This is a genomic window from Streptomyces yongxingensis, from assembly GCF_055597465.1.
Genome location: NZ_CM145717.1, coordinates 4136214 through 4160151 on the forward strand (window position 1 = coordinate 4136214; position 23938 = coordinate 4160151).

General features: G+C 72.0%; 22 protein-coding genes. 10 read left to right on the top strand and 12 right to left on the bottom strand.

Features of this window, described 5'->3' with window-relative positions:
* Positions 1–127: 127 nt before the first annotated feature.
* On the bottom strand, positions 128–1216 hold the full coding sequence (locus ACZ6TD_RS17255) for a ferritin-like domain-containing protein (protein ID WP_471357811.1): 1089 nt from the start codon (positions 1214–1216) through the stop codon (positions 128–130).
* Positions 1217–1431: 215 nt separating this feature from the next.
* On the opposite strand from ACZ6TD_RS17255, the gene ACZ6TD_RS17260 reads away from it, so the two are divergent.
* From ACZ6TD_RS17260 to ACZ6TD_RS17275, 4 genes are all read left to right on the top strand, one after another.
* Positions 1432–2361 carry an AurF N-oxygenase family protein gene (locus ACZ6TD_RS17260; RefSeq protein WP_471354939.1) on the top strand — a complete coding sequence of 310 codons (930 nt, stop codon included), beginning with the start codon at positions 1432–1434 and terminating at the stop codon, positions 2359–2361.
* A gap of 271 nt (positions 2362–2632) precedes the next feature.
* Positions 2633–3430: a TetR/AcrR family transcriptional regulator gene (locus tag ACZ6TD_RS17265; RefSeq protein WP_471354941.1), complete on the top strand. Its 798-nt coding sequence runs from the start codon at positions 2633–2635 to the stop codon at positions 3428–3430.
* An 86-nt stretch (positions 3431–3516) separates the two neighbouring features.
* Positions 3517–3783, top strand: coding sequence for a hypothetical protein (locus tag ACZ6TD_RS17270; protein WP_210951532.1), 267 nt, complete (start codon positions 3517–3519; stop codon positions 3781–3783).
* 145 nt (positions 3784–3928) lie between these two features.
* Complete coding sequence (locus ACZ6TD_RS17275) at positions 3929–5164, top strand: C40 family peptidase (RefSeq protein WP_471354943.1); 1236 nt, start codon at positions 3929–3931, stop codon at positions 5162–5164.
* Positions 5165–5185: 21 nt separating this feature from the next.
* Here ACZ6TD_RS17275 and ACZ6TD_RS17280 read toward each other — a convergent pair whose 3' ends face one another.
* From ACZ6TD_RS17280 to ACZ6TD_RS17300, 5 genes are all read right to left on the bottom strand, one after another.
* Positions 5186–6553, bottom strand: coding sequence for a styrene monooxygenase/indole monooxygenase family protein (locus ACZ6TD_RS17280; protein ID WP_471354945.1), 1368 nt, complete (start codon positions 6551–6553; stop codon positions 5186–5188).
* Between the two features lie 77 nt (positions 6554–6630).
* A complete protein-coding gene (locus ACZ6TD_RS17285; protein ID WP_106969044.1) occupies positions 6631–7242 on the bottom strand; it encodes a GTP-binding protein in 612 nt (203 codons plus the stop codon).
* 34 nt (positions 7243–7276) lie between these two features.
* Positions 7277–7669 carry a DUF742 domain-containing protein gene (locus tag ACZ6TD_RS17290; RefSeq protein WP_191067938.1) on the bottom strand — a complete coding sequence of 131 codons (393 nt, stop codon included), beginning with the start codon at positions 7667–7669 and terminating at the stop codon, positions 7277–7279.
* Complete coding sequence (locus ACZ6TD_RS17295) at positions 7666–8157, bottom strand: roadblock/LC7 domain-containing protein (RefSeq protein ID WP_471354947.1); 492 nt, start codon at positions 8155–8157, stop codon at positions 7666–7668. The genes ACZ6TD_RS17290 and ACZ6TD_RS17295 overlap by 4 nt, the downstream gene beginning before the upstream one ends.
* A complete protein-coding gene (locus ACZ6TD_RS17300) occupies positions 8154–11573 on the bottom strand; it encodes a sensor histidine kinase (protein WP_471354949.1) in 3420 nt (1139 codons plus the stop codon). Before ACZ6TD_RS17300 ends, ACZ6TD_RS17295 begins: the two co-directional genes overlap by 4 nt.
* Positions 11574–11962: 389 nt before the next feature.
* Here ACZ6TD_RS17300 and ACZ6TD_RS17305 point away from each other — a divergent pair, with 389 nt between their 5' ends.
* Complete coding sequence (locus tag ACZ6TD_RS17305) at positions 11963–12733, top strand: hypothetical protein (protein WP_471354951.1); 771 nt, start codon at positions 11963–11965, stop codon at positions 12731–12733.
* 135 nt (positions 12734–12868) lie between these two features.
* Here the strand turns inward: ACZ6TD_RS17305 and ACZ6TD_RS17310 are convergent, their stop codons facing one another.
* Entirely contained in the window at positions 12869–13399 is a 531-nt protein-coding gene (locus tag ACZ6TD_RS17310) for a MarR family winged helix-turn-helix transcriptional regulator (RefSeq protein ID WP_470004711.1), read from the bottom strand.
* 214 nt (positions 13400–13613) lie between these two features.
* Between ACZ6TD_RS17310 and ACZ6TD_RS17315 the strand changes: the two genes are divergently transcribed.
* Positions 13614–14462 (top strand): lysozyme, encoded by an 849-nt coding sequence (locus tag ACZ6TD_RS17315; protein ID WP_471354953.1) that lies wholly within the window; start codon positions 13614–13616, stop codon positions 14460–14462.
* A 180-nt stretch (positions 14463–14642) separates the two neighbouring features.
* Positions 14643–15221, top strand: a complete 579-nt coding sequence (locus ACZ6TD_RS17320; protein ID WP_471354954.1) for a TetR/AcrR family transcriptional regulator — start codon at positions 14643–14645, stop codon at positions 15219–15221.
* Positions 15222–15319: 98 nt separating this feature from the next.
* On the opposite strand, the gene ACZ6TD_RS17325 is transcribed toward ACZ6TD_RS17320, so the two are convergent.
* The 5 genes from ACZ6TD_RS17325 to ACZ6TD_RS17345 all read right to left on the bottom strand — a co-directional run bounded on the left by ACZ6TD_RS17325 (position 15320) and on the right by ACZ6TD_RS17345 (position 20524).
* The gene (locus ACZ6TD_RS17325; protein ID WP_471354956.1) at positions 15320–15871 is read right to left on the bottom strand and encodes an NAD(P)H-dependent oxidoreductase; all 552 of its coding nucleotides are present in this window, start codon (positions 15869–15871) and stop codon (positions 15320–15322) included.
* A 114-nt stretch (positions 15872–15985) separates the two neighbouring features.
* On the bottom strand, positions 15986–16591 hold the full coding sequence (locus tag ACZ6TD_RS17330) for a short chain dehydrogenase (RefSeq protein WP_471354958.1): 606 nt from the start codon (positions 16589–16591) through the stop codon (positions 15986–15988).
* Positions 16592–16660: 69 nt separating this feature from the next.
* A complete protein-coding gene (locus ACZ6TD_RS17335) occupies positions 16661–17251 on the bottom strand; it encodes a Uma2 family endonuclease (RefSeq protein WP_471354960.1) in 591 nt (196 codons plus the stop codon).
* Positions 17252–17387: 136 nt separating this feature from the next.
* A complete protein-coding gene (lon, locus tag ACZ6TD_RS17340) occupies positions 17388–19805 on the bottom strand; it encodes an endopeptidase La (protein ID WP_471354962.1) in 2418 nt (805 codons plus the stop codon).
* 74 nt (positions 19806–19879) lie between these two features.
* Complete coding sequence (locus ACZ6TD_RS17345; RefSeq protein WP_471354964.1) at positions 19880–20524, bottom strand: rhomboid-like protein; 645 nt, start codon at positions 20522–20524, stop codon at positions 19880–19882.
* 469 nt (positions 20525–20993) lie between these two features.
* Between ACZ6TD_RS17345 and ACZ6TD_RS17350 the strand changes: the two genes are divergently transcribed.
* The 3 genes from ACZ6TD_RS17350 (at position 20994) to ACZ6TD_RS17360 (ending at position 23895) form a co-directional block, all read left to right on the top strand.
* Complete coding sequence (locus ACZ6TD_RS17350) at positions 20994–21737, top strand: spermidine synthase family protein (RefSeq protein ID WP_471354966.1); 744 nt, start codon at positions 20994–20996, stop codon at positions 21735–21737.
* A 104-nt stretch (positions 21738–21841) separates the two neighbouring features.
* Positions 21842–22582, top strand: coding sequence for a response regulator transcription factor (locus ACZ6TD_RS17355; protein WP_086709713.1), 741 nt, complete (start codon positions 21842–21844; stop codon positions 22580–22582).
* A complete protein-coding gene (locus tag ACZ6TD_RS17360) occupies positions 22579–23895 on the top strand; it encodes a sensor histidine kinase (protein WP_471354969.1) in 1317 nt (438 codons plus the stop codon). The genes ACZ6TD_RS17355 and ACZ6TD_RS17360 overlap by 4 nt, the downstream gene beginning before the upstream one ends.
* Positions 23896–23938 lie beyond the last annotated feature (43 nt).

The window sequence follows — 23938 nt, forward strand, 5'->3', positions numbered from 1 at the left end:
CGTGGAGGCGAGGTTGAGGGGGTGTCACCTGTGATTTGCCTGTGCCCTCTGTGTTCTCTGTGCCCCCTGCGCCCTCTATACCCTCCATGACCCCTGCGTCCCCTGTGTCCTCCGTGCCCCCGCGTCCTCACGCCTCGGCCGCCGCCCCCTCCGCGATCGCCTCCTCGACCTCGCCCGTGCGTGCCGCCTCCTCCGCCGCGAAGCGCTGCTGGTCCAGCCGCTCGGCCAGCTCCTCGTCCTGGTTCATCAGCAGGTCGAGGTTGCTGTCACCCAGCTCCAGCACGCCCATGTCGACATACGCCCGCTGGAGCCGCTCGCCCCACAGCCCGATGTCCTTCACACACGGCACGATCCGGCTGAAGAGCAGCTTGCGGAACATGTGCAGGAACTGCGACTGCTCGCAGTACTCCTCGGCCTCGGCCTTCGGGATGCCGAAGTTCTCCAGGGCCTCCACCCCGCGCAGCCGGTCGCGCATCAAGTAGCAGCCCTCGATGACGAATTCCTCGCGCTCGCGCAGCTCCGCGTCGCTCAACTGACGGTAGTAGTCGCGCAGCGCCATCCGGCCGAAGGCCACGTGGCGGGCCTCGTCCTGCATGACGTAGGCGAGGATCTGCCGGGGCAGCGGCTTGTCGGTGGTGTCGCGGATGAGGCCGAACGCGGCGAGCGCCAGGCCCTCGATGAGCACCTGCATGCCCAGGTAGGCCATGTCCCAGCGGGAGTCGCGGAGGGTGTCGCCGAGGAGGGTCCGCAGATCGGTGTTGATGGGGTAAACCGTGCCGAGCTTGTCGTGCAGGAAGCGGCCGTAGAGCTCGGCGTGGCGCGCCTCGTCCATGGTCTGCGTGGCGGAGTAGAACTTGGCGTCGAGGTCGGGCGCGGACTCCACGATCCGGGCCGCGCACACCATCGCGCCCTGTTCGCCGTGGAGGAACTGGCTGAACTGCCAGGCGGCGACGTGATGGCGCAGCTCGCCCTTGTCCCGGTCGGTCATCCGGTCCCAGTGGCGGGTGCCGTAGAGGGCGAGCGACTCATCGGGGGTGCCCAGCGGATCGTACGGGTCCACGTCCAGGCCCCAGTCGATCCGCTTGACCGCGTCCCACTGCTTGTCCTTGCCCTTCTGGTAGAGGGCGAGCAGCCGGGCCCGGTGGTCGTCGTACTCCCAGCTGAAGCGGGCGGCGCCGCCGGCGGGCACCTGCCACAGGGGGTCTCCGGGATCCATCGCGTAGAGCTCTTGCGTCGCCACCGACGCCTCCTTCGCCTCGCTCCCCCGTGAACGGATGCGTACTCGGCAGGCTCACACGCGCGTTACAGAGCGGTCAATAAGACCTCCTCAAGGGATTGACGGGCTTGCTGACACGGAGTCTCATAAGAGGTATCCGCCGGTAACCGTTCCCACCGGCGTCTGTCCGAGCCATCAGTGAGGTGCCCTCGACGATGTCCACCACGACCGAACCACCCGCGCTCCGGGACGCGCTCGGGCTGATCAAGGACCGCGAACGGGTCGCGGAGCGGCTGCTCCAGTCCTCCGCCAAGCACTCCTTCGACCCCGACACCGAACTGGACTGGGACGCGCCGTTCGAGTCCGGCAAATGGTTCTGGCCGCCGGAGCTGGTGTCGCTCTACGACACGCCCATGTGGCACCGGATGTCGGAGGAGCAGCGGCTGCTGCTGTCCCAGCACGAGGCGGCGGCCCTCGCCTCCCTGGGCATATGGTTCGAGATCATCCTGATCCAGCTGCTCACTCGGCACATCTACGACAAGCCCGCGACCAGCGCCCATGTGCGGTACGCGCTCACCGAGATCGCCGATGAGTGCCGCCACTCCAAGATGTTCGCGCGGCTGATCACCAAGGGCGGCACCCCGGCGTATCCGGTCGCCCCGCTCCACCACAACCTGGGCCGGTTCTTCAAGACGTTCTCCACCACGCCCGGTTCGTTCACCGCGACCCTCCTCGGCGAGGAGATCCTGGACTGGATGCAGCGGCTGACCTTCCCCGACGAGCGCGTTCAGCCGCTGATTCGCGGGGTGACCCGGATCCATGTGGTCGAGGAGGCCCGCCATGTGCGGTACGCGCGCGAGGAGCTGCGCCGCCAGATGCTGCGGGCGCCGCGCTGGGAGGCGGAGCTGACCCGGATCGGTTCGGGGGAGTTCTCCCGGATCTTCTCGCAGGCGTTCATCAACCCCAAGGTCTACACCGACGTGGGACTCGACCGCCGCGCGGCCGTCGCTCAAGTGCGGGCCAGCGCCCATCGGCGCGAGGTGATGCGCAACGGCGCCCGCAAGCTCACCGAATTCCTCGACGACGTCGGGGTGATGCGGGGCGTTGGGCGCCGACTGTGGAAGAGCTCGGGGCTGCTGGCGTAGGGGGTGTCGGGCGGGGTGTGGCGCCTGCGGCGGGCTGTTCCCCTCCCCGCCCCTTCCCGAAACTGGGGCTCCGCCCCAGACCCCGGACCCAGGGGCCGAAGCCCTGCCACGCGGCGGAGCCGCATATCGACGCTGCGTGGCATCGGCCGCCGGGCCAAGGGGCATTGGGCCGCCGGACCCAAGGGCGCGTTCGGGCCGGGCCCGGGGGCCCCTTCGGGTCGGGCCGAAGGGGGCATCCGCTTCGTAACGATGGACGGTTACGCTGCCAGGCATGACGACAGGCAGCGGCACCGCTCCGGCACCCCCGGAGGCGACACCCCCGGCGGAGGCGAGTGCCGCCGCGAGCCCGCCGGCCGCGCGCCGGGGCAGCTACCGCAGGCTGAGCGTCGAGGCGCGGCGCGCCGAACTCCTCACCGCCGCGCTCGGCCTCTTCGCCCACCGCGCGCCCGAGGACGTGTCGCTGGACGATGTGGCCTCGGCCGCCGGGGCCTCCCGTCCGCTGGTCTACCGCTACTTCCCGGGCGGTAAGCAGCAGTTGTACGAGGCGGCGCTGCGCAGCGCCGCCGATGAGCTGGAACGGTGCTTCGAGGAGCCCAGGAGCGGTCCGCTCAGCGCCCGGCTGGGCCGGGTACTGGACCGCTATCTGGCCTTCGTGGACGAGCACGACGCGGGGTTCAGCGCACTGTTGCAGAGCGGCAGCGTGGCCGAGACCTCGCGGACGAACGCGATCGTGGACGAGGTGCGGCGGGCGGCGGCCGAGGAGATCCTGCTCCATCTGGCGGTCAAAGAGCCCGGTGCGCGGCTGCGGATGATGGTGCGCACCTGGATCACGGCCGTCGAGGCGGCCTCGTTGATCTGGCTGGACGAGGAGAAGCGGCCGTCGCTGGAGGAGCTGCGCGACTGGCTGGTGGACCAGTTCGTGGCGATGCTGACCGCCACCGCGGCCACCGATCCGCAGACGGCCCGGGTGATGAAGGCAGCGGTCAGGATGGAGCCCGCCGAGGGACCGGTCGGGCGGCTGGCGCGCCGCGTGGTACCCGCCATGGGCGATGCCTCGCATCTGCTGTGACGAGCGCGGCCGGTGAGACGTACGGTCGTGGCGAGACCAACGGCCGCGGTGAGACGCACGGTCGTCGTGAGACGTACGGTCGTGCCGTGAGAAGCGAGGAGACGCCCTTCGTGGGCGGGCCGCTGGACGGCCGGGTGCTGCCGGTGCTGGTCGGCCTCACGGGCCAGCCGCCGAAGACCTACGAGGTGCCGGTCGAGGACGAGGCGGGCGGACCGCCGACGGTGTATGTCTACCGCAGGGTTCCCGCCGCCACCTCCAAGCGGCTGGGCCTGGTCCGGGGCTGGGCCTATGAGTACGACCCGGAGGGGAAACCGGGTGGCGGGCCGAAGTGGCCGTGGTCCAAGCCGAACTGACCGACGGGCCGAGCGGACGGCCCGCCGGACGGGTGACCGTATTCGCCCGACTCGCCCACAATTCTCCTGAAGATACGAACGTCATGCCACGATCCCTGCTGAGCTGGACGCCGAACAGAGGCGTCTCGGAGCCGGAGGTGATCACGTGTCAGGACGGATCGTGGGCTCGGTCTGCGCGGCGGCGATCACCGCGGCCGCCGCGCTGGTGCCCGCCGTTCCGGCGGCCAAGGCGTCGGCCGCCCCCGCCCGCCCCGCCGACCGGTCCGTGTCCGAGCTGCTGACGCAGCTCAAGACGCTGTACCGGAAGGCCGAGGAGGCGACGGAGGCGTACAACGCGACCGAGGAGAAGCTGCACAAGCAGCGCACCAGGGCCAGGGAGCTCACGGCCCGGCTCGTCCACGCCCGTACGGAGCTCGCCGACAGCCACGACGACGCGGGACGGCTGGCCCGCCGCCAGTACCAGGGGCACAGCGCGCTCTCCTCCTACAGTTTTCTGCTGACCCTGCTCACCCCGCATCCGGAGAACGCCGCCGACGAGGCGAGGGAGCTGGACCGGGCGGCCGGCCGCGAGGCCGCCCTGATCCAGCGGCTGACCAAGGGCGAGCGGCGCGCCGACACCATCGCCACCCGGGCGCGGACCGCGCTGGACAAACAGCTCTCCCTGGCGGCGAAGCGGAAGAAACAGCGGGACAAGGTGAAGAAGAAGCTCCGCTCCATCGAGAAGCTGCTGGCCGCGCTCAGCACCCGCCAGATCGCCCAGGTGGCCCAGCGCGAACGCCAGGAGACCGCGAAGGCCCAGCGCAAACTGCTCGCCTCCGGGGCGCTCGGCTCCGCGAACGGCGCCGCGGGTCCACCCGCCACCACGAACGGCGGCACGGGCACCGGCGCCGCCCCGGCCCCCGGAAGCGGCCGGGACACCCCGGCGGCGGGCGCCCCCTCCCCCATGGCCACCGTCACCGCGCCCCGCCCGGACCAGTCCCCCGGCCGCCGCCCCGGAATGGCGTCCGCGGAGGCCGGACGGCGGGCGCTCGCCTACGCCCTGAGCCAGATCGGCAAGCCGTACGTCTGGGGCGCCGAGGGGCCGAACTCCTTCGACTGCTCGGGGCTGACCTCCTCCGCCTGGGCGTATGCCGGGCGGACCATCCCGCGCACCAGCCAGGAGCAGTGGCGCCAACTGCCACGGGTGCCGCTCAGCCAGTTGCGCCCCGGCGATCTGGTGATCTACTACAAGGGGGCGAGCCATGTGGCGATGTACGCGGGCAACGGCCAGGTGGTCCAGGCGCCGCGCCCCGGCCAGCGGGTGAAGCTCTCCCCGCTCGCCTCCAATCCGCTGCACGGCGTGGTGCGCCCGGGTCCGGTCACGGTGGCCAGGAAGCGGTGACGGCTCCGGCGACGGCCGGTGTCAGCGGAAGGACCGGACGGCCTCGGCCTCGTCGACCGCCTCGACCTCTTCGCCGGCCCCGGCCACATCGTCGACTTCGGCGTCGGCTCCGGAGGTCTCGGCCTCAGCTTCAGCGGCCTCGGCCTCTTCCCTGACCTCCTCCAGATAGGCGGCCGCCTTCTCCGGCTCGTAGAAGAAGTTCTCGAAGTCGGAGGGGTCGTCGAAGCCGTTGGCGATGCGGTGGGCGACCGCGGGGAAGGCGGACCCCGCGCCGAGGAGGTCCACGATGTGCTCCGGCGGCGGGGCGAGCATCGCGTTGGTCCACTTGGTGACGTGCCGCGCGCTCTCCCAGTAGCGGTCGAAGGTCGCCCGCATCCACTCCTCGTCGAACGGCCGGTCGCCGCGCTCGAGGATGCTCTCCAGATAGGCCGCCGCGCACTTGGCCGCGGAGTTGGAGCCCTGGCCGGTGATCGGGTCGTTGGCCACCACGACATCGGCGACGCCCAGGACCAGCCCGCCGCCCGGCAGCCGCCCGACCGGGTGGCGTACGGTCGGCGCGTACCGCCCGGACAGCGTGGAGCCCGCGTCCGTCAGCTCGACCTTGGTGGCGCGCGCGTACTCCCAGGGCGTGAAGTGTTCCATCAGCTCCAGGACGCGCTCCAGGTGCTCCGAGGGATCGGTGATGCCCTGGAACGCGTCGGCCGGACCGCCCGGGACGGCCTCCCAGAAGAGGATGTCGGCGCGGCCGGTGGTGGTGAGCGCGGGCATCACGAAGAGTTCGCCGACGCCGGGCACGAGATTGCAGCGCACCGCCTCGACGTCGGGGTGCTCGGGGCGCGGGCCGAGGCCGTGCACATAGGCGACCGCGAGGGCGCGCCGCGGGGTGTCGTACGGGGAGCGGGCGGCGTCCCGGCCGAAGAGCGAGACCAGTTCGCCCTTGCCCGCGGCCACCAGCACCAGGTCGTACTTCCTGACGAGGACGTCCAGGTCGGAGACGGCGGCGCCGTGGATGACCACCTGGCCGCCGCGCTGCTCGAACGTCTCCATCCAGCCGGCCATCTTGATCCGCTGGTCGACGGACTGGGCGTGGCCGTCGAGCCGGCCGATCCAGTCGATGACCCGTGGATGGCCCCCGGGCGTCGGCGGCCCGGCGACCGAGATCCCGAGGCCCTCGACCCGCGGCGCCCGCTCCTCCCAGAAGTTGAGCGCCAGATCGCGCTCGTGGCCCAGCGCGGTGCGGAACATGCACTGGGTGGACATCACCCGCCCGCCGCGGATCTCATCGGCCGTCCGGTTGGACATCAGCGTGAGCTCGTAGCCCTGGGACTGGAGGCCGAGAGCGAGTTGGAGGCCGGACTGACCGGCACCCACGATGAGTATCTTCCGCATGGCTGTCGACTCTCCCTCAGGCTCGGGCCGAAAAGAGGAACGGAGCATTCCATCCCACGGGCGGAGCAGAGGTTACGTCACTCGGGTGACACGTCAACGGCGTGCCTCACCAGCGCCAGCAGCGCGTCCACGACCGCGATCCGGCGCCGGGCGTCCATCATCACCACGGGGACGGAGGACGCCACGGAGAGCGCGTCCCGTACGTCCTCGGCCTGGTAGAGCGGAGTCCCCTCGAAGTGGTTGACCGCCACCACATACGGCAGTCCGAGGCTCTCGAAGTAGTCCAGCGCCGGGAAGCTCTCGTCCAGGCGCCGGGTGTCGACCATCACCACCGCGCCGATGGCCCCGCGCATCAGGTCGTCCCACATGAACCAGAAGCGCTGCTGGCCGGGGGTGCCGAAGAGGTACAGGACCAGATCGTTCTCCAGCGTGATCCGGCCGAAGTCCATCGCGACGGTGGTGGTCAGCTTCTCGGGCGTCGCCTCGAGGTCGTCCACACTCTCGCTGGCCTGTGTCATCAGCGCTTCGGTCTGCAGCGGAGTGATCTCCGAAACCGCGCCGACGAAGGTCGTCTTGCCGACGCCGAAGCCTCCCGCTATCACGATCTTGGTGGCGATCGGCGCGCGGGAGCGGTCCGTCTGCCACCTCTGGAGCACCTCCTCGGCCCCGGGTATCCCGGCCCCGGGTATCTCCGACGTCGCCGGCGGGGTCGCCGTGATCGTCTCAGAGCCTGCGAAGTCCACTGAGCACCCTTTCGAGCAACGCGCGGTCCGGCTGGCCGGGGCCCCGCCCGGTGCCGTAGACGCGGATCTTTCCCTGGTCGGCCAGGTCACTGAGCAGGACGCGCACCACACCGAGTGGGATCTTGAGCATCGCGGAGACCTCCGCGACGGAGCGCATCCTGCCGCACAGTTCGATGATCGCCCGGATCTCCGGCAGCATCCGGGCGTTCAACCCGCTGGGGGCCGGGTCGAGCCGTCCGTCCGGAGACTCCAGCGCCGCAACGAAGGTCTCCACCAGCAGCACATGGCCGGAGCGGGTGCGGCCACCGGTGAGTGAGTACGGACGTACGCGAGCGGGTTTACGGGCGGGTCGGCCGGACCCGGCGGCCGTCACTGCGCGTGCTCCAGCGACCTGCGTAGTTCATTGCGGAGTTCGGGGGTGAGCACATGCCCGGCCCGGCCCACGAACAGCGCCATGTGGTAGGCGACGACGGTCATGTCACAGTCGGGGGTGGCGTGCACCCCCAGCAGCGAACCGTCGCTGATGGACATGACGAACAGACTGCCCTCGTCCATCGCCACCATCGTCTGCTTGACGCCGCCGGCTTCCATCAGCTTCGCCGCGCCGAGCGTGAGGCTGCCGAGCCCCGAGACGATCGTCGCGAGATCCGCGCTGGAGCCCTTGGGGCCGTCCTGCGCCGACGGATCGGCCGACGCGGCCGCGGCGTGGTGCCGTGTGTCGGAGGAGAGCAGCATCAGCCCGTCGGTCGAGACGACCACGACCGAGCGGACGCCCGGCACCTCCTCGACCAGGTTCGCCAGCAACCAGTGCAGATTACGGGCCTCGCGACTCAACCCGTAGGTACTACTGGGCGCATTCACCCGCGTGCCTCCTCAACCGTGCCACCCTCGTTCTGCGCCCCCGTTTGCCCTGCTGGTCCCCCGTGCCGCCGCGCGGGCTCGCCGTGGGCGGCGATCTCGGCGGCGGCGTCCCGGTGGCCCTCGCGGGCCCCGCGCTGGAAGCCACCGAGCCGGCGCCGCAGTTCCTCCGCGTTCACCGAGCCGGTCCGCTCCCGTGCGTCGGGCTCCCGGAGCGCCACGTTCCGCGGTCGGCGCTTGGGAAGCCCCTTGTCGGTGCGCGCCACCTCGTCGTCCGGGCGGGCGTGCTGGTCGGGGCCGATGGCGTACGGATCGGCGGACGGCTCACCGCCGCCTGCCCGCTCACCACCCTCCGCCGTCCCGCCGCCGAGCGACGGCGGGACGCTGCCTTCCGGGCCGTCGTACGACGCCGGGGCGTTGCCTTCCGGGCCGCCGCCGGCCGCCGGGCCGCCGGGCCACGCCGGGCCGCCGTTGGCCGGGCCCCAGGCGTCCGCGCCGACCGGGCGTATGCCGTGGCCGCCGATGTACCACTCGCGGTCCGCGTGGTCGTCGGGGTCCGCGCGGTCGTCGCGGCCGTCCGCGTCCGGGCGGTCCGCGGGGTCCTCTCGTACGTCGCGACCCTCACCGTCCTCGCGGCTCTCGCGGTCGGCGGGATCCGTACGGTTCGAGCGGCCACCGCGGTCCTCGGGATCCCCATGGCTCTCGCGCAGGCGTCGGAGCGTCAGCTCCATCGTCTGCTCGACGGCCGGGACCTCCGGCTCCTCGGGCTGGGGTGCCGGTGCCTGGTCGTCAGCGCCGGACCGTGTGCCGTCCCGCCCGTCGGCCTGCGCCACCTTGGGGACGCGCTTGGGCAGGGCGGGCAGCGCACCGGCGCTTTCCGGGGCCGGATGGCCGCGCGGCGGCGTGGGCTCCACGGGGTAGTCGCGGCCGGTGTCCGTGGTCCGCCCCCACCGCTCACCGGGAACGGCCCAGGGGGCGCTCGGCTCCGGTTCGGCGGCGGCGTCGGCGGCCGCGGGGTCCGGGTCGAGCGCGGACCGCGGCCCGAACGCGGGCTCCGGGCCGGGCCCGGGCTCACCGGGCACGGGCACCGGACCGGGCCCGGACTCCCGCGCCGTCGAGGACGCGGCCGCGGTGTCGGCGGCCCGGGGCGCCGGGGCCGCGGGCTCCGCTTGCGGCGCGACCGGCTCGGCAGCGGCTCCCGCCGCGGCGCTCGGCACACCCTCCTGGTCCTGGGAAAGCCGGTCCCGAAGGTCCTGGGGGCCCTCGTCCCGCGCGACCGAACGGGACTGCCCCGGCAGCGCGTTGGAGTTCGCCTCCGCCTCCGAGCCGGGGAAGCCCGGGAAGGACGACGGTCCGGTGGCGCCGAACGTCGCGCCCACGCCCACCGGCGGGGCGGGCGGCAGCCCGGCGCCGGGCGGACCGGAGGGGAGGATCTTCGTCGGGAGGACGACCACGGCCGCCACCCCGCCCGGCTGCTGCTCACGCAGCTGCACCCGGATGCCGTGGCGCGCGGCGAGCCGGGTCACCACATACAGCCCGAGGCCCAGCGGGTCCTCCGGCTGGGGGCCCTGGCAGTACTCGGGCACGGGGTCGGCGAGCCGGTTGTTCAGCTCGACGAAGCGCTCGGGCGTCATGCCGATGCCCTCGTCCTGGACGGAGAGCATGACCTCGCCGGTCTCCAGCAGCCAGCCGGAGATCTGGACCGCCGCGTCCGGCGGAGAAAACGATGTCGCGTTCTCCAGGAGCTCGGCGACCAGGTGGCTGACGCTGTCCGCGGCGAACCCGGCGACCTGGGCATGCGGCGGCAGCGCCTGGATCTGCACCCGGTCGTACCGCTCGACCTCGCTGATCGAGGCGCGCAGCACATCCAGCAGCGGCACCGGCCCCGGATGGGTGGCCTTCTGCTCGGAGCCCGCGATCACCAGGAGGTTCTCGCCGTAGCGGCGCATCCCGGTGGCCAGGTGGTCGAGCTGGAAGAGCGTCTCGAGGCGGTCGGGGTCCTGCTCCCGCTCCTCCAGGGACTCGATGATGGCGAGCTGGCGCTCGATCAGGCCCAGCGAGCGCAGCGCGAGGCTGACGAAGCTGCCGTGGACCCGGGCCCGCAGCCCCTCCAGCCGGGTGGCGACCGCGTCCCGCTCGGCGCGCAGCCCGTCCCGCTCATCGGCCAGCCGCTGCCGCTCCCCGACGAGCCGGGTGCGCTCGCGCTCGAGCTCGGCGACCCGCTCGTACGTCCGCGTGGCCTTGGCGTGCAGTTCGTTGACGGCCCGTACGGCGTCCGCGAACTCGTCGTCGCGGCCCTTGAACGCCACCGGCTCCTCGGCCGCCGGATCGGCCGCGACCCGCCGGGCGCCGAGCCGCAGCGCGGCCAGCGGCCGGGTCATCGAGCGGGCGCTGTGCACTCCGGCGCCGAGGGCGACCAGCAGGGCGGCGCCGACGATGCCGATGCGCAGCTCCAGGTCGGTGACCTCGTCGTCCCGCACCCGGGCGAGCTGGGCCGCCTCGGCGGAGGCCAGCGAGGACTGGGCGCCGCGCATCTGGTCGATCCGGGCGTTCAGGGCGGCCTCGACGCGGTCCTTCTGGAGGAAGAAGTCATTGCCCGCGAGGCGGCTCTGGTCGGTGAGCCGGGCGAGGTAGCGCTCGGCGGAGCCGACCTCGGCGCCGTTGACGGTGCGCTGGTATGCCTCGCGCATGGCGGCCGGGGCGAGCTGCTCGAAGTCGTCGAGCGCCGACTGCTCGCGGAGGTTGGTCCGCTGGGCGGCCGAGACCAGCGTGGGCTGGCCGCCGCCCGCGTCCAGCGCGGCCAGCAGCAGTCCGCGGGTGGCGGACGCCTCCTCCACCGCGCGGCCGAGCGGGGCCAGCGCGGCGGTGCCGCCGGACTCGGCGTCGGCCGGGAGCCGGCGGGCGAGAGTGTCGGTGATCCCGTTCAGCGCCTGGACGGTGCGGGTGTAGGCGGTGAAGACGTCGATGGCCGAGCCCTTGCCGGTCAGCGCCTCCTGCCGCAGCTCGGGGAGGGCGTCGAGGCGCCGCCGGACGGAGGCCGGGACCTCCCCGCGCGCCTCCCGGACCCGGCGGTCGACCCGGGCGCGCATCTCCTCGGAGACCCCGCGGCCGGAGGCGGAGGTGCGGCCGTCGGCGACGTAGCGGGTCATGGCGTCGCGCTCGTCGGCGAGGGCGTGGGCGAGGGTCACCGCGCCGCGGTTGGTCTCCGCGAGGTCGACGAGGGCTTGAGCGTCGGTGGTGTCGTCGAGGGCGAGCAGGACGGCGGGAGTTCCGGCCCCGAGGACGGCGACGGAGACGAGGGCGACGGACGTGGTGAGCCGACGACGGACACGTGCGGTGTGCCGTCGCGGCGCCGCCTCATCCTGGCGTGGCTCGCCGACCGCATCGTGCGTGGTGCCCCGAAGCCGCTTCTTCCGCACCGGTGCTCACAATCCATTCTCGCCCGACCGCTGACGTGGACAGAGGTGACGACGGATCAACAATTGTGTTTCCCCACCCCTGGTAGGGATTCCGACCCTTTCAGGACGGGTCTGGGGCGGGTATGCATCACCCGCCCGGCCACCCGAACGAGTGAACCGTATTGCGTAGTTGACCACCAACTTTGGCTCGCGGCCATACCTTCCCGCCACCTTGCGCGGATTGGTAAAGACCTCGGCGTCCTGACAAGATGCCCACCCGCAGCTTCCCAGAAGTGTCAATCCCGCCCCAATCAGGCAGCGGAGAAACCGGCGACGGATTTGGTACGGACCAACGCCCGGTCCGACCCTCGCCGCCACGGTGATCGACAGGGGTCCGGCAGACTGAGGGAATGCGCATCGAACTCGCGACCGCCCCCGGCGATCAGCACTGTCCCAACGAGGACTACGCCTCGGTAGCCCTCCCGGCCTCGGGGAGCGGCGGTGCGCTGGTGGTGCTGGACGGAGTGACCCCGCCCGAGGGAGGGGACGGGTGCGTCCACAGTGTGGACTGGTTCACCGCGCGGCTCGGCGGATCGCTGCTCGAACTGTCCGGTTCGCGACGGGATATGCCCCTGGCACAGTGCCTCTCCGAGGCGATCGCCCGAACCGCCGCCGCCCATAGTTCAACATGTGACCTTTCTCACCCCCTGACGCCACAGGCAACCGTCGTCACGGCGCGCTGGAACGCCGAGCGCATCGAGTATCTGGTGCTGTCCGACTCGGTGTTGCTCATCGAGCGGATCCAAGACGGAGTGACCCCGGTCCTGGACGACCGCATCGACCGGCTGCGGGCCGAGGGCCGGCGGCTCGCGCCGCTGCGCAACGTGGCGGGCGGCTTCTTCACCGCCGCCGCCGACCCCGCCGTCTCCCGTAAGGCGGTCACCGGGGAGCTCCCGCGCGGCGAGGTGCGGGCGCTGGCGGCGCTCACCGACGGGGCGTCGCGCTGGGTGGAGAGGTTCGGCGAGGGCGACTGGACCGAGTGCTTCGCGCTGCTGCGCAAGGAGGGCCCGCAGGCGCTGATCGACCGGGTGCGGGCGGCCGAGCACGCCGATCCGGACCGTACGGCCTTCCCCCGGGGCAAGAACCATGACGACGCCGCCGTGGTCTTCGTGGAGCCCTGACCTCAGGGGCCGCCCCCTCGGGGACCATCCCCCAGGGGCCGTCCCCCAGGGCCGCCCCTCCAGCGGGGTAGCGCGGTTGCCACGTCCGCGTCGCCGGATGCCCGCGGGTCGCCGATCCTGACGTGTATGAGCGCCCTACTCCTGCGCCGCGCGCGCCGTCTGGCCGCGGTCGTCGGCCTCCTGCTCCGCGTTCAACCGGTGCAGCAGCCTGGCGAGTTCGGCGACCTCGCTGCGCTCCCACGCGGCGAGGCGGCGGGCATACCGCGCCCGCCGTGCGCCGCGCACGGCACGGAAGCGGCTGCGGCCCTCCTCGGTCAACTCCACCAGGAAGGCCCGGCCGTCGGCCGGATCGGGCGTCCGCGTCACCAGTCCGAGCCCCTCGAGGGCCCGGAGCTGACGGCTCATCGTGGCCTTTCCGACGCCCACGAAGCTCGCGAGTTCGGTGGCGCGCTGCGGACCGGCGTCCTCCAGTCGCATCAGCAGTCCATAGGCGGCGGATTCGAGCTCCGGGTGGACCTCCCGGGCCAATTCCCCCGAAGCGGCACGGGCCCTGCGGAGGAAAACCGCCAATTCGCGCTCAAGAGCCAGGAATGCATGGTCCACACCAATGCCGCCCACGGTGCCCCCCTCACCCCGCTCGGGGGGCAACGCCCCGTTGTTGTGCACGTCAGAGCCCTCTCCGGGTTTTCACTTCGTGAAAGTTTCTACCACGCGCGGCTGTTACCGCAGCTCCACCAGTATTTCGCAGGATTAGACCAACGGCATCACACTCTCCCCCTTCCGTCGGTCTATCTACGCCCGTAGCGTCTACGCCCGTAGCGTCTCCTGACATGGTCATTCCAATCGGAGCTCCCCCCACCGAGGTTTCGGAGGCAACGCCATGCCCGTGCACAGACCTGGTTCGACCCGACGCGCCCTCAGTGCGCTGATCGGCATTCTCGCCGCTCTCCTCGCCATGACCCTCGCCCTGCCCGGTTCGGCGTTCGCCGCCCAGGGGCAGGGCGACAAGGCCATCCCCCATCCCGAGGACGACTGGGCGGGTTCCCAGATAGCCAAGCACGAGGGCGGATCCACGACCGGTGAGGCGCCGACGGGGCTGCTCGCCACCGTCGAGGGCGTGGACGTCAGCAGCCACCAGGGCAATGTCAGCTGGTCGACGCTGTGGAGCAGCGGTGTCCGGTTCGCCTACGTCAAGGCGACCGAGGGCACCAGCTACGTCAACCCGTACTTCGCCCAGCAGTACAACGGCTCGTACAACGTCGGCATGATCCGTGGCGCGTACCACTTCGCCCTGCCGAACAACTCGACCGGTGCCGCACAGGCCAACTACTTCGTCGACCACGGCGGCGGCTGGTCCAAGGACGGCAAGACCCTGCCGGGCGCGCTCGACATGGAGTACAACCCCTACGGCGCGACCTGCTACGGGCTGAGCGCAAGCGCGATGGTCAACTGGATCAAGGACTTCAGCAGCACCTACCGGGCGCGCACCGGCCGCGATCCGGTGATCTACACCTCGACGAGCTGGTGGAAGAGCTGCACGGGCAACTCCGCCGCCTTCGGTGGTGTCAACCCGCTGTGGATTCCGCGCTACGGCTCGTCCGTCGGCGAACTTCCGGCGGGCTGGGGCTTCCACACCATCTGGCAGTACACCTCCTCCGGCCCGACGGTCGGCGACCACAACAAGTTCAACGGCGCCATGGACCGGCTGCAGGCCCTCGCCAACGGCTGAGCCCCGCCTCGCGTCACCCCCCACACCCGGCGCGTCCGACCGTGTTCGGCGCGTCCCGCCCTCCGGCGTACGGACAGGTCTGTCTGTACGCTGGAGGGCGCCGGTCGTCCCACGGCCCCGGTCGGTCCGCGGCCCCGGTCATCCCAACGGCCCCGTGTGTCCGCGTCAAGGAGCTTGATCATGAGCAGCGCCCGCCCCTCCGCCCATGAGCGGATCCTGTCCACCGCGACCGCTCTGTTCAACGCCCACGGGGTGCGCGGGGTCGGAGTGGACCGGATCATCGCCGAGTCGGGCGTGGCGAAGGCGACGCTCTACTCCCACTTCCGCACCAAGGACGATCTGGTGCTGGCCTATCTGAACGCATCGGACGCGCACTGGCGCGGGGCCCTGCGGAAGGCCGCCGAGGCGGCCGGCGCCGACCCCCGGGACCAGCTCATCGGCCTCTTCGACGCGCTGGACTCGGCGACCGAGCGGGACGGCTTCCGCGGCTGCGCGTTCACCAGGACCGCGGGCGAGACCGAGCCGGGCACCGCGACCCACGCCGCGACGGCCGAGCACAAGCGCGCCGTACGGGCCTGGCTGACCGAGCTGGCCCGGGAGGCCGGGGCCGCCGGCCCCGAGCGGCTCGCCGTGCAGATCTCCGTGCTCGTGGACGGGGTGATGGCCGCGGCGGCGCTGGAGCCGAGGCCGGAGTTCGCGGAGGCGGCCCGGGAGGCGGCGCGGTCGCTGGTGGCGGAGGCGTGCCCGGCCCGGGTGTAGACCGGCCCGTGCGTGGATACGGCGAAGGGCCCGGCCGCATACGCGCGGCCGGGCCCTTGTCTTCCGTCTGTTACGCGATGGCGAGTGTCTTCCGTCTGTTACGCGATGGCGAGATCACGCTCGTGCGGCAGCGCGGACGCCAGCAGCGCGCGGTAGCGCTCCTGGTGCGCGGCGAGCGCCGCGTCGTCCATCCCGTGCGTGCCGTAGACGACGAACGGCTCCTCGTAAGCCATGCCCGTGATGTTCGCGGCCGCGTCGAAGGGCTTCAGCAGTTCGACGACCGTGAAGCGGTTGAACCCGTCGGGCCGGTACATCTCCTCCTGCGCACCCGCCGTGGTGGCGATCCGCAGCGACTTGCCGCGCAGCGAGGTGCCGCCGCTGCCGTAGGCGAAGCCGCGCAGGAACACCTCGTCCAGCCACTTCTTCAGCAGCGGCGGCGCCGAGTACCAGTAGAAGGGGAACTGCAGGACGATCCGGTCGTGCTCCAGCAGCAGCCGCTGCTCGCGCTCGACGTCGATCCGCAGATCGGGACAGGCGGCGTAGAGGTCGTGGAGCGTGACGTTCTCCACCGGCCGGGCCGCCTCGGCGAGCGCGGCGTTGACCCGGGATGCGGCGAGATCCGGGTGGGCGAGGACGAGCAGGGTGCGCACGGAATTCCTCCGACAGGGACTGAGCAATACGGACAGACAGGTCTGTCTGTCTCACTGCCGAAGCTACCAGACAGACCTGTCTGGCTGTCAACGAGCTGCCCGTCCGGTCCCGGGTCAGCCGCTGCTGGGCACGATCACCTGCCCCTGTGCCGTCCCCTCGACGACCTGCGCATACGCCTGGGCCACAGTCTCCACGGGGGTTCCCTCGGCGGGGTCCATGCCCAGCTTCTCCAGGGTTTCCCGCACCCATCCCGGGCAGATCGCGTTCACCCGCACCCCGCGCTCCATCTCGATCGCGGCGGCCCGGACGAAGGCGTCGAGCCCCGCGTTCACCAGCGCGCCGAAGGCCCCGCCGGGGGTGGGCTTTTCGAAGACCCCACTGGTGAGGGTGATGGACCCGCCGTCGCGCAGGTGATGGAGGGCACGGCGCACGAGGGCGACCTGGCCCAGCAGCTTGGCGTCCAGACCGGTGGTGAACTCCTCGTCCGAGGCGTCCCCGCCGAGCGGGGTCAGCGCGCCGGAGGCGGCGCAGCAGACGACGGCGTCGACGTCCTGGACGGTGGCGAAGAGCCGGTCGAGGGTGGCGGGGTCGGCCATGTCGACGCGCACGGCGCCGGCGGCGCCGGTACGGGAGGCCCGTACGACCTCATGCCGACCTTCGAGGGCGTCCGCCACGGCACGCCCGATGGTTCCTGTCGCTCCGATCACGATGACCTTCATGCGGCTCAGCGTGCCGGAGCGCGGGGCTCGCTGCCTGGCCCTGTGGGAACCAGGCAGCGGGGGGGTGGATCAGTCGCGGGGGAACTCGTCGGTCTTGAGCGTCAGGTCGACGGCGGTGCCGGTCAGGTCGATTTCCTTGCCGAAGTGAACCGACAGCTCACTGAGGTAGTCGCCCTCCTTGGGCTCGGTGAACAGGTGGCATTTGCCGGTGTAGGGGTCCGCGATCAGGTAGACGGGAACCCCGGCCTCCGCGTAGGCCGCCTTCTTCGGGCCGTAGTCGTTCGGCGCCGTGTCCTTGGAAATCACCTCGGCGACGAACTCGACGTCTTCACTGCGCCAACGGCCCTGGTCGGTCTTCACCGCGTTCTGCGAGACCTTGACGACATCCGGGGCGAAACCGTTCTTGCGCCCGGGAAAATCGATGCGCACATCCGAGAGCACCTTCACGTTCATCCCAAAACGATCTTCGAGAGCTCGCACGATCCTGCGGATGATGGACCAGTGAACGTCCCTCTGCGGCGACATGAAAACGGCCCCCTCGACGACCTCGACCTTGTAGCCCTCGGGGACATGACTCCGCTCCAGCCAGTCGAACATCTCGTCCAGGCTGAATTCGTCGCTGTCGGCCATCTCGATCCTGTCAATCGCCATGACGGTCATCGTGCCGCTCCTCCACGCCGCAGGCACAGAACCTGCGGCCGGTCAGTCCAACGATACGCACGGCCGACAGGTCACGCGTGGCCCGGAACCCCGTTCGACACGGGGCCCCGGGCCACTGCGCTCCCGGCAGCGTCCGTCACGCCGCTACCGGAACCTCGGGGGTCGCCGCCCGGGCGGGCTCGAGGGCCAGCTCCAGCACCCGGCGGACGTCGGAGACCGGGTGGACCTCGAGCCTGTCCAGAACCTCGGCGGGGACGTCGTCCAGGTCGGGCTCATTGCGCTTGGGGATGATCACGGTGGTCACCCCGGCCCGGTGCGCCGCCAGCAGCTTCTGCTTGACGCCGCCGATGGGCAGCACCCGCCCGGTCAGGGACACCTCGCCGGTCATCGCCACGTCCGGGCGCACCTGGCGGCCGGAGAGCAGCGAGGCCAGCGCGGTGGTCATGGTGATGCCCGCGCTCGGGCCGTCCTTGGGCACCGCGCCCGCCGGGACGTGGAGGTGGATGCCGCGCTCCTTCAGGTCGCCGACCGGCAGCTCCAGCTCCGCGCCGTGCGAGCGCAGGAAGGAGAGCGCGATCTGGGCGGACTCCTTCATGACGTCGCCGAGCTGACCGGTGAGGTTCAGCCCCGCGCCGCCCGTCTCCGGGTCGGCCAGCGACGCCTCCACGAACAGCACGTCACCGCCCGCGCCCGTGACCGCGAGCCCGGTCGCCACGCCGGGGACGGCGGTGCGGCGCTCGGCCGGGTCCTGGGCGGACTCGGGGGTGTGGTGCGGTCGGCCGATCAGCGGACGCAGTTCCTCCACGCCGATGGTGAAGGGCAGTTCGCGCTCGCCGAGCTCGTGCTGGGCCGCCACCTTGCGCAGCAGCCGGGCGATGGACCGCTCCAGGGTCCGTACACCCGCCTCGCGGGTGTACTCGCCCGCCAGCTTGCGCAGCGCCTCGTCGGTCACCGTGACCTCGCCCGGCTCCAGACCGGCCCGCTCCAGTTGGCGGGGCAGCAGGTGGTCACGGGCGATGGTGACCTTCTCGTCCTCGGTGTAGCCGTCCAGCCGGACCAGTTCCATCCGGTCCAGGAGCGCCTCCGGGATGGCCTCCAGGACGTTGGCGGTGGCGAGGAAGACCACGTCGCTCAGGTCGAGTTCGACCTCCAGGTAGTGGTCGCGGAAGGTGTGGTTCTGCGCCGGGTCCAGGACCTCCAGCAGGGCCGCGGCCGGGTCGCCGCGGAAGTCGGAGCCCACCTTGTCGATCTCGTCCAGGAGGACGACGGGGTTCATCGAACCCGCCTCCTTGATGGCCCGGACGACCCGGCCGGGCAGCGCGCCCACGTAGGTGCGCCGGTGGCCGCGGATCTCCGCCTCGTCGCGGACGCCGCCGAGCGCGACCCGGACGAACTTCCGCCCCATCGCGCGGGCGACGCTCTCGCCCAGGCTGGTCTTGCCGACGCCGGGCGGGCCCACCAGCGCGAGCACCGCGCCGCCGCGGCGGCCGCCGACGACGCCGAGGCCCCGGTCGGCGCGGCGCTTGCGCACCGCCAGGTACTCGGTGATCCGCTCCTTGACGTCCTCCAGACCCGCGTGGTCGGCGTCGAGCACGGCCTTGGCGCCCTGGATGTCGTACGCGTCCTCGGTGCGCTCGTTCCAGGGCAGCTCCAGGACGGTGTCCAGCCAGGTGCGGATCCAGCTCCCCTCGGGGCTCTGGTCGCTGGACCGCTCCAGCTTGTCGACCTCCTTCAGGGCCGCCTCGCGGACCTTCTCGGGCAGATCGGCGGCCTCCACGCGGGCGCGGTAGTCGTCGGACTCGTCCTCGGGGTCGCCATTGAGCTCGGCGAGCTCCTTACGGACGGCTTCGAGCTGGCGCCGCAGCAGGAACTCGCGCTGCTGCTTGTCGACGCCCTCCTGGACGTCCTTGGCGATCGACTCGGCCACGTCCTGCTCGGCGAGGTGGTCGCTGAGCCAGGTGACGGCGAGCTTCAGCCGGGCCACCGGGTCGGTGGTCTCCAGCAGCTCGACGCGCTGGGCGACGGACAGGAAGGGCGAGTAACCGGAGTTGTCGGCGAGCTGCGAGACGTCGTCGATCTGCTGCACCCGGTCCACGACCTGCCAGGCGCCGCGCTTGCGCAGCCAGCTCGTGGCCAGCGCCTTGTACTCCTTGATCAGCTCGGTGACGGCACCGGGCAGGGGGTCGGGCACGATCTCCTCGACCGCGGTGCCCTCCACCCACAGGGCCGCCCCGGGTCCGGTGGTCCCGGCCCCGATGCGGACGCGGCGCACACCGCGGATCAGCGCGCCGGGGTCTCCGTCGGAGAGCCGGCCCACCTGCTCGACGGTGCCGAGCGTGCCGATACCGGCGTAGGTGCCGTCGACGCGCGGCACCAGCAGCACCTTCGGCTTACCTCCTCCGCTCCCACTGGAGCGTGCGGCGGCCTGGGCGGCCTCCACCGCGGCGCGCACCTCGGTATCGGAAAGGTCCAGCGGCACCACCATGCCGGGGAGCACCACCTCATCGTCGAGAGGCAGCACGGGCAGGGTGAGCGGTGTGGACAGCGAAGCCATGATCTCCCCTTCGGCAGGCAAGTTGAGCCACGAGGACTCAATAAGTCAATGCCCACTCAATGCGCGGAGGGGGCTCAGGTGTTCCCGGAGGCTCGTTCGCTGTGAGCGAAGTCGGACGAGGCGTCGTCGTTTCGCCGTGACGGCGGGCGCCACCTGGTGTTTCGCCGGACGTACGGCCAGGAGAGGACGCCGAGCAGCAGGGCGAAGGCATGGCCCCAGCCGGTGAGCGGATCGAAGTCGACGAGGATCCCGGCGGCGAGCGCGAAGACGATTCCGCCGAGCAGCGCCCACCGCCGCCGGGGCCGCAGCAGCCCGGCGAGCGCGGCGGCGCAGGCGATCAGCCCGTAGCTGACGCCGTAGTCGAGGCGGCGCAGCGAGCTGTCCGGGAGATGCCCGGCGCCCACGGAGACGGCCACCGGAATCTCGGTGAGCAGCGTCGCCAGTACGTGGCCGAGCAGGAACACCCCGGCGGTGCGCACTCCGCCGAGCCGCCGCTCCAGCGCGCCGAGCACCACGGGGAAGGCGACCAGATACGGCGAGGTGATCCCGCCCACCGCCCACAACGCGCTGACCAGCAGCGTCAGCAGCGGCCGCTGGGAGAGGTTGGACACATCGGTGCTGGAGCTCGCGAGCAGATCGCGCACGGTGCCGGGGTCCCCGAGACGGGCGTAGAGCCCGGTGCCGAGCAGGACGAGCGTGTAGCCGAGGGTGAACGGCACGGCGAGGAGCGCGCGCGGCAGCCCTCTCGGACGCCCCGCTCGGGCCTCCGGTACCCGCGGCGTACTGGCCCCGACGGCCGCGGGCCAGCCGCGGCCCACCGCCCGCCGCCGATCGGCCGAGCGGGCGCACGGACCAGCGCCGGCGACGGCCCGGGGGCCATCCGGGTCACCGCCGCCCGCCGCCCGCGCGCCGGGAACGGCCGACGCATCCGTCCCTCTTACCGATGTCGTCAACGCCCGCGCCCCTTCCTCACTCCCGTCGCCGCTCCCCCCCGCTCTCCGCTTATCCGCCACGACCGGCACAACAACCAGGAGGCCGTGAGTCATGTCACGGCGCCCCGGGCTGTGACATGGACGACGCCACGCCGACGCCCGCACGGCGCCGAGCCACCGTGAATCGGCTGGACCAGCGAGCCGGGGCGGCGCGAGGATGGCGGGATCAGGAACCACCCGGGAGGACCCCACACCCATGCAGCCGCAGCCGCCGTACGACCTCCACGCCGCCGACGACGGCCGGCCGGTGACCGTCGACCGCCGGGAGGGCCCGTACGGCGAGGTGGTGCTGCGGCGGCGCGGCGGTGGCGGGGGCTCGTCGGCCGACGCCGTCTTCGAGATCATCGCCAACGGCTGCTTCCTCATGGACACCTCCGACGGCCGCTCCGAGCGGCTGCTCATCCGTGCCGCCCTCGACGCGCTGCCCGCCGACCGCCCCTCCCCCGCGCTGCTCATCGGCGGCCTCGGCGTCGGGTTTTCGCTGGTCGAGGCGGTGGCGGAGGCCCGGTGGGGGCGGATCGCGGTGGTCGAGCGGGAGGCCGCGGTGATCGACTGGCACCGCGATGGACCCCTGGCGGCCGTGACCGCCGACGCGCTGGCCGATCCGCGCGCCGAGATCGTCCACGCCGATCTGGTCGAGTGGCTGCGGACCGGCCCGCGGACCCATGCCGAGACCTATGACGCGCTGTGCCTGGACATCGACAACGGCCCCGACTGGACCGTCACCGACGACAACGACGGCCTCTACTCCCCCACCGGACTCGCGGCCTGCGCGGCGCGTCTCGCCCCGGGCGGAGTGCTGGCCGTATGGTCGGCACAACCGTCGCCCGCGTTCGAGGAATCTCTCCGGAATGCCGGGTTCACTCAGGTGCGTACGGAAGAGGTCGCCGTTGCCCGGGGTGTTCCCGACGTCGTGCATCTCGCGGTTCGGGGCGCGTAGCAAAGCCGCGTACGCTGGCTTTACGCTTGCTTGCCTACCAAACGCGGCTGAGCGATGACCAGGCGCGAGCCGCGGGTTTCACCGGAAGACGCAGGGGCGGGCGTATGGAGCAGACTCACAACGGTCACAACGGGGCCGCCACGACCACCCCTGGCGCACAGCGCCGGGTCCTCGTCGTCGAGGACGATCCGACCATAGTGGACGCCATCGCGGCCCGGCTGCGCGCCGAGGGGTTTCAGGTCCAGACGGCGGGAGACGGTCCGGCGGCGGTCGACACGGCCGAGGCGTGGCAGCCCGATCTGCTCGTGCTCGACGTGATGCTGCCGGGCTTCGACGGTCTGGAGGTCTGCCGACGGGTGCAGGCCCGGCGGCCGGTGCCCGTGCTGATGCTGACCGCGCGCGACGACGAGACCGACATGCTGGTCGGGCTCGGGGTCGGCGCCGACGACTACATGACCAAGCCGTTCTCCATGCGCGAACTGGCCGCGCGGGTGCACGTACTGCTGCGGCGGGTGGAGCGGGCGGCGCTGGCCGCCCACACCCCGCGCAGCGGGATCCTGCGCCTGGGCGAGCTGGAGATCGACCACGCCCAGCGCCGGGTGCGGGTGCGCGGCTCGGATGTGCACCTCACCCCGACCGAGTTCGATCTGCTGGTCTGCCTGGCCAACACCCCCCGCGCGGTGCTCTCGCGCGAGCAGCTGCTGGCCGAGGTGTGGGACTGGGCGGACGCCTCGGGCACCCGCACCGTGGACAGCCACATCAAGGCGCTGCGCCGGAAGATCGGCGCGGAGCGGATCCGTACGGTGCACGGCGTGGGCTACGCCCTGGAGACCCCGGCGGCATGACGAAGGCCCGCTGGGCACGCAGGGTCCCCAAGGTCCGGGCAGGGACGGCTCACGGGGGCTGGACACGCGGGGGCTGGGCGCGCAGGGCTCCCCAGGTCTGGGCGGACAAGGCGCCCAAGCTCTGGCCGCGCAAGGTTCCCAAGGTCTGCCGGCTGCCCGGGGCCCCCACGGGCCGACGGGCGTGGTCCCGCGCCACCTGGGCCCGGGTCTGGGAGGCGCTCCGCCCCTTCGACCCGTACCGCTCGGTCAAGGCGGCGCTGGGGGCGCTGGTCGTCGGCTCGGTGATCATCACCACGTTGCTCGTCTTCGCGGCGATGCACTCCGACACCGAGCTGCGCGTCATCACCATCTTCTCGATCATCGCCTCGCTGCTGATCACCCAGTTCGTGGCGAACGGGCTCACGGCCCCGCTGGACGAGATGACCGAGGTCACCCGGGCGATGGCAGGCGGCGACTACACCCGGCGGGTGCGGGCGGCGCAGCGCGGGGACGAGTTCGGCGACCTGGCGTCCGCGTTCAACCGGATGGCGGCCGACCTGGAGGCGGTGGACACCCACCGCAAGGAGCTGGTGGCCAATGTCTCGCATGAGCTGCGCACCCCGATCGCGGCGCTGCGGGCGGTGCTGGAGAACGTGGTGGACGGGGTCTCGGAGGCCGATCCGGAGACCATGCGGGTCGCGCTGAAGCAGACCCAGCGCCTGGGCCGCCTGGTGGACCAGCTCCTCGATCTCTCCCGCCTCGACAACGGGGTGGTGCCGCTGCACACGCGGCGGTTCGAGGTCTGGCCGTATCTGGCCGGGATCCTCAAGGAGGCCGGCATGGCCAAGGGGGCGGAGTCCCATTCGGGCGCGCACACCCGTAAGGACGTCCATCTCAACCTGGACGTCTCGCCGCCCGAGCTGACCGCCCACGCCGACGCCGAGCGGCTGCACCAGGTGATGGCGAATCTCATCGACAACGCGGTGAAGCACAGCCCGGCACACGGCCGGGTGACCGTGCGCGCCCGGCGCGGTGACGGCCCGGAGAGCCTGGAGCTGGAGGTGCTGGACGAGGGCCCCGGCATCCCGGAGGCGGAGCGGCACCGGGTCTTCGAGCGGTTCAACCGGGGCGGGCTCTCCCCGGACGGCTCGGTGGACGGCCGGCGGCGGCCGGGGCCGAGCAGCGACGGCGGCACCGGTCTGGGGCTGGCGATCGCGCGCTGGGCGGTGGATCTGCACGGCGGGCGGATAGGGGTGGCGGAGTCCCCGCGCGGCTGCCGGATCAAGGTCAGCCTCCCCGGACCTGCCCCGGAATCCAAACCAGGCACCCCCTGAGATCAAAGCTGAAGTAAAGTCGACCCTGTCGCGCACATACGAG

Bases quoted from the DNA above. Each gene is read 5' to 3' on its own strand.
- ACZ6TD_RS17255 (WP_471357811.1), bottom strand. From the start codon at position 1,216: ATGGATCCCGGAGACCCCCTGTGGCAGGTGCCCGCCGGCGGCGCCGCC.
- ACZ6TD_RS17260 (WP_471354939.1), top strand. From the start codon at position 1,432: ATGTCCACCACGACCGAACCACCCGCGCTCCGGGACGCGCTCGGGCTG.
- ACZ6TD_RS17265 (WP_471354941.1), top strand. From the start codon at position 2,633: ATGACGACAGGCAGCGGCACCGCTCCGGCACCCCCGGAGGCGACACCC.
- ACZ6TD_RS17280 (WP_471354945.1), bottom strand. From the start codon at position 6,553: ATGCGGAAGATACTCATCGTGGGTGCCGGTCAGTCCGGCCTCCAACTC.
- ACZ6TD_RS17305 (WP_471354951.1), top strand. From the start codon at position 11,963: ATGCGCATCGAACTCGCGACCGCCCCCGGCGATCAGCACTGTCCCAAC.
- ACZ6TD_RS17315 (WP_471354953.1), top strand. From the start codon at position 13,614: ATGCCCGTGCACAGACCTGGTTCGACCCGACGCGCCCTCAGTGCGCTG.
- ACZ6TD_RS17320 (WP_471354954.1), top strand. From the start codon at position 14,643: ATGAGCAGCGCCCGCCCCTCCGCCCATGAGCGGATCCTGTCCACCGCG.
- ACZ6TD_RS17330 (WP_471354958.1), bottom strand. From the start codon at position 16,591: ATGAAGGTCATCGTGATCGGAGCGACAGGAACCATCGGGCGTGCCGTG.
- ACZ6TD_RS17335 (WP_471354960.1), bottom strand. From the start codon at position 17,251: ATGACCGTCATGGCGATTGACAGGATCGAGATGGCCGACAGCGACGAA.
- lon (WP_471354962.1), bottom strand. From the start codon at position 19,805: ATGGCTTCGCTGTCCACACCGCTCACCCTGCCCGTGCTGCCTCTCGAC.
- ACZ6TD_RS17350 (WP_471354966.1), top strand. From the start codon at position 20,994: ATGCAGCCGCAGCCGCCGTACGACCTCCACGCCGCCGACGACGGCCGG.
- ACZ6TD_RS17355 (WP_086709713.1), top strand. From the start codon at position 21,842: ATGGAGCAGACTCACAACGGTCACAACGGGGCCGCCACGACCACCCCT.
- ACZ6TD_RS17360 (WP_471354969.1), top strand. From the start codon at position 22,579: ATGACGAAGGCCCGCTGGGCACGCAGGGTCCCCAAGGTCCGGGCAGGG.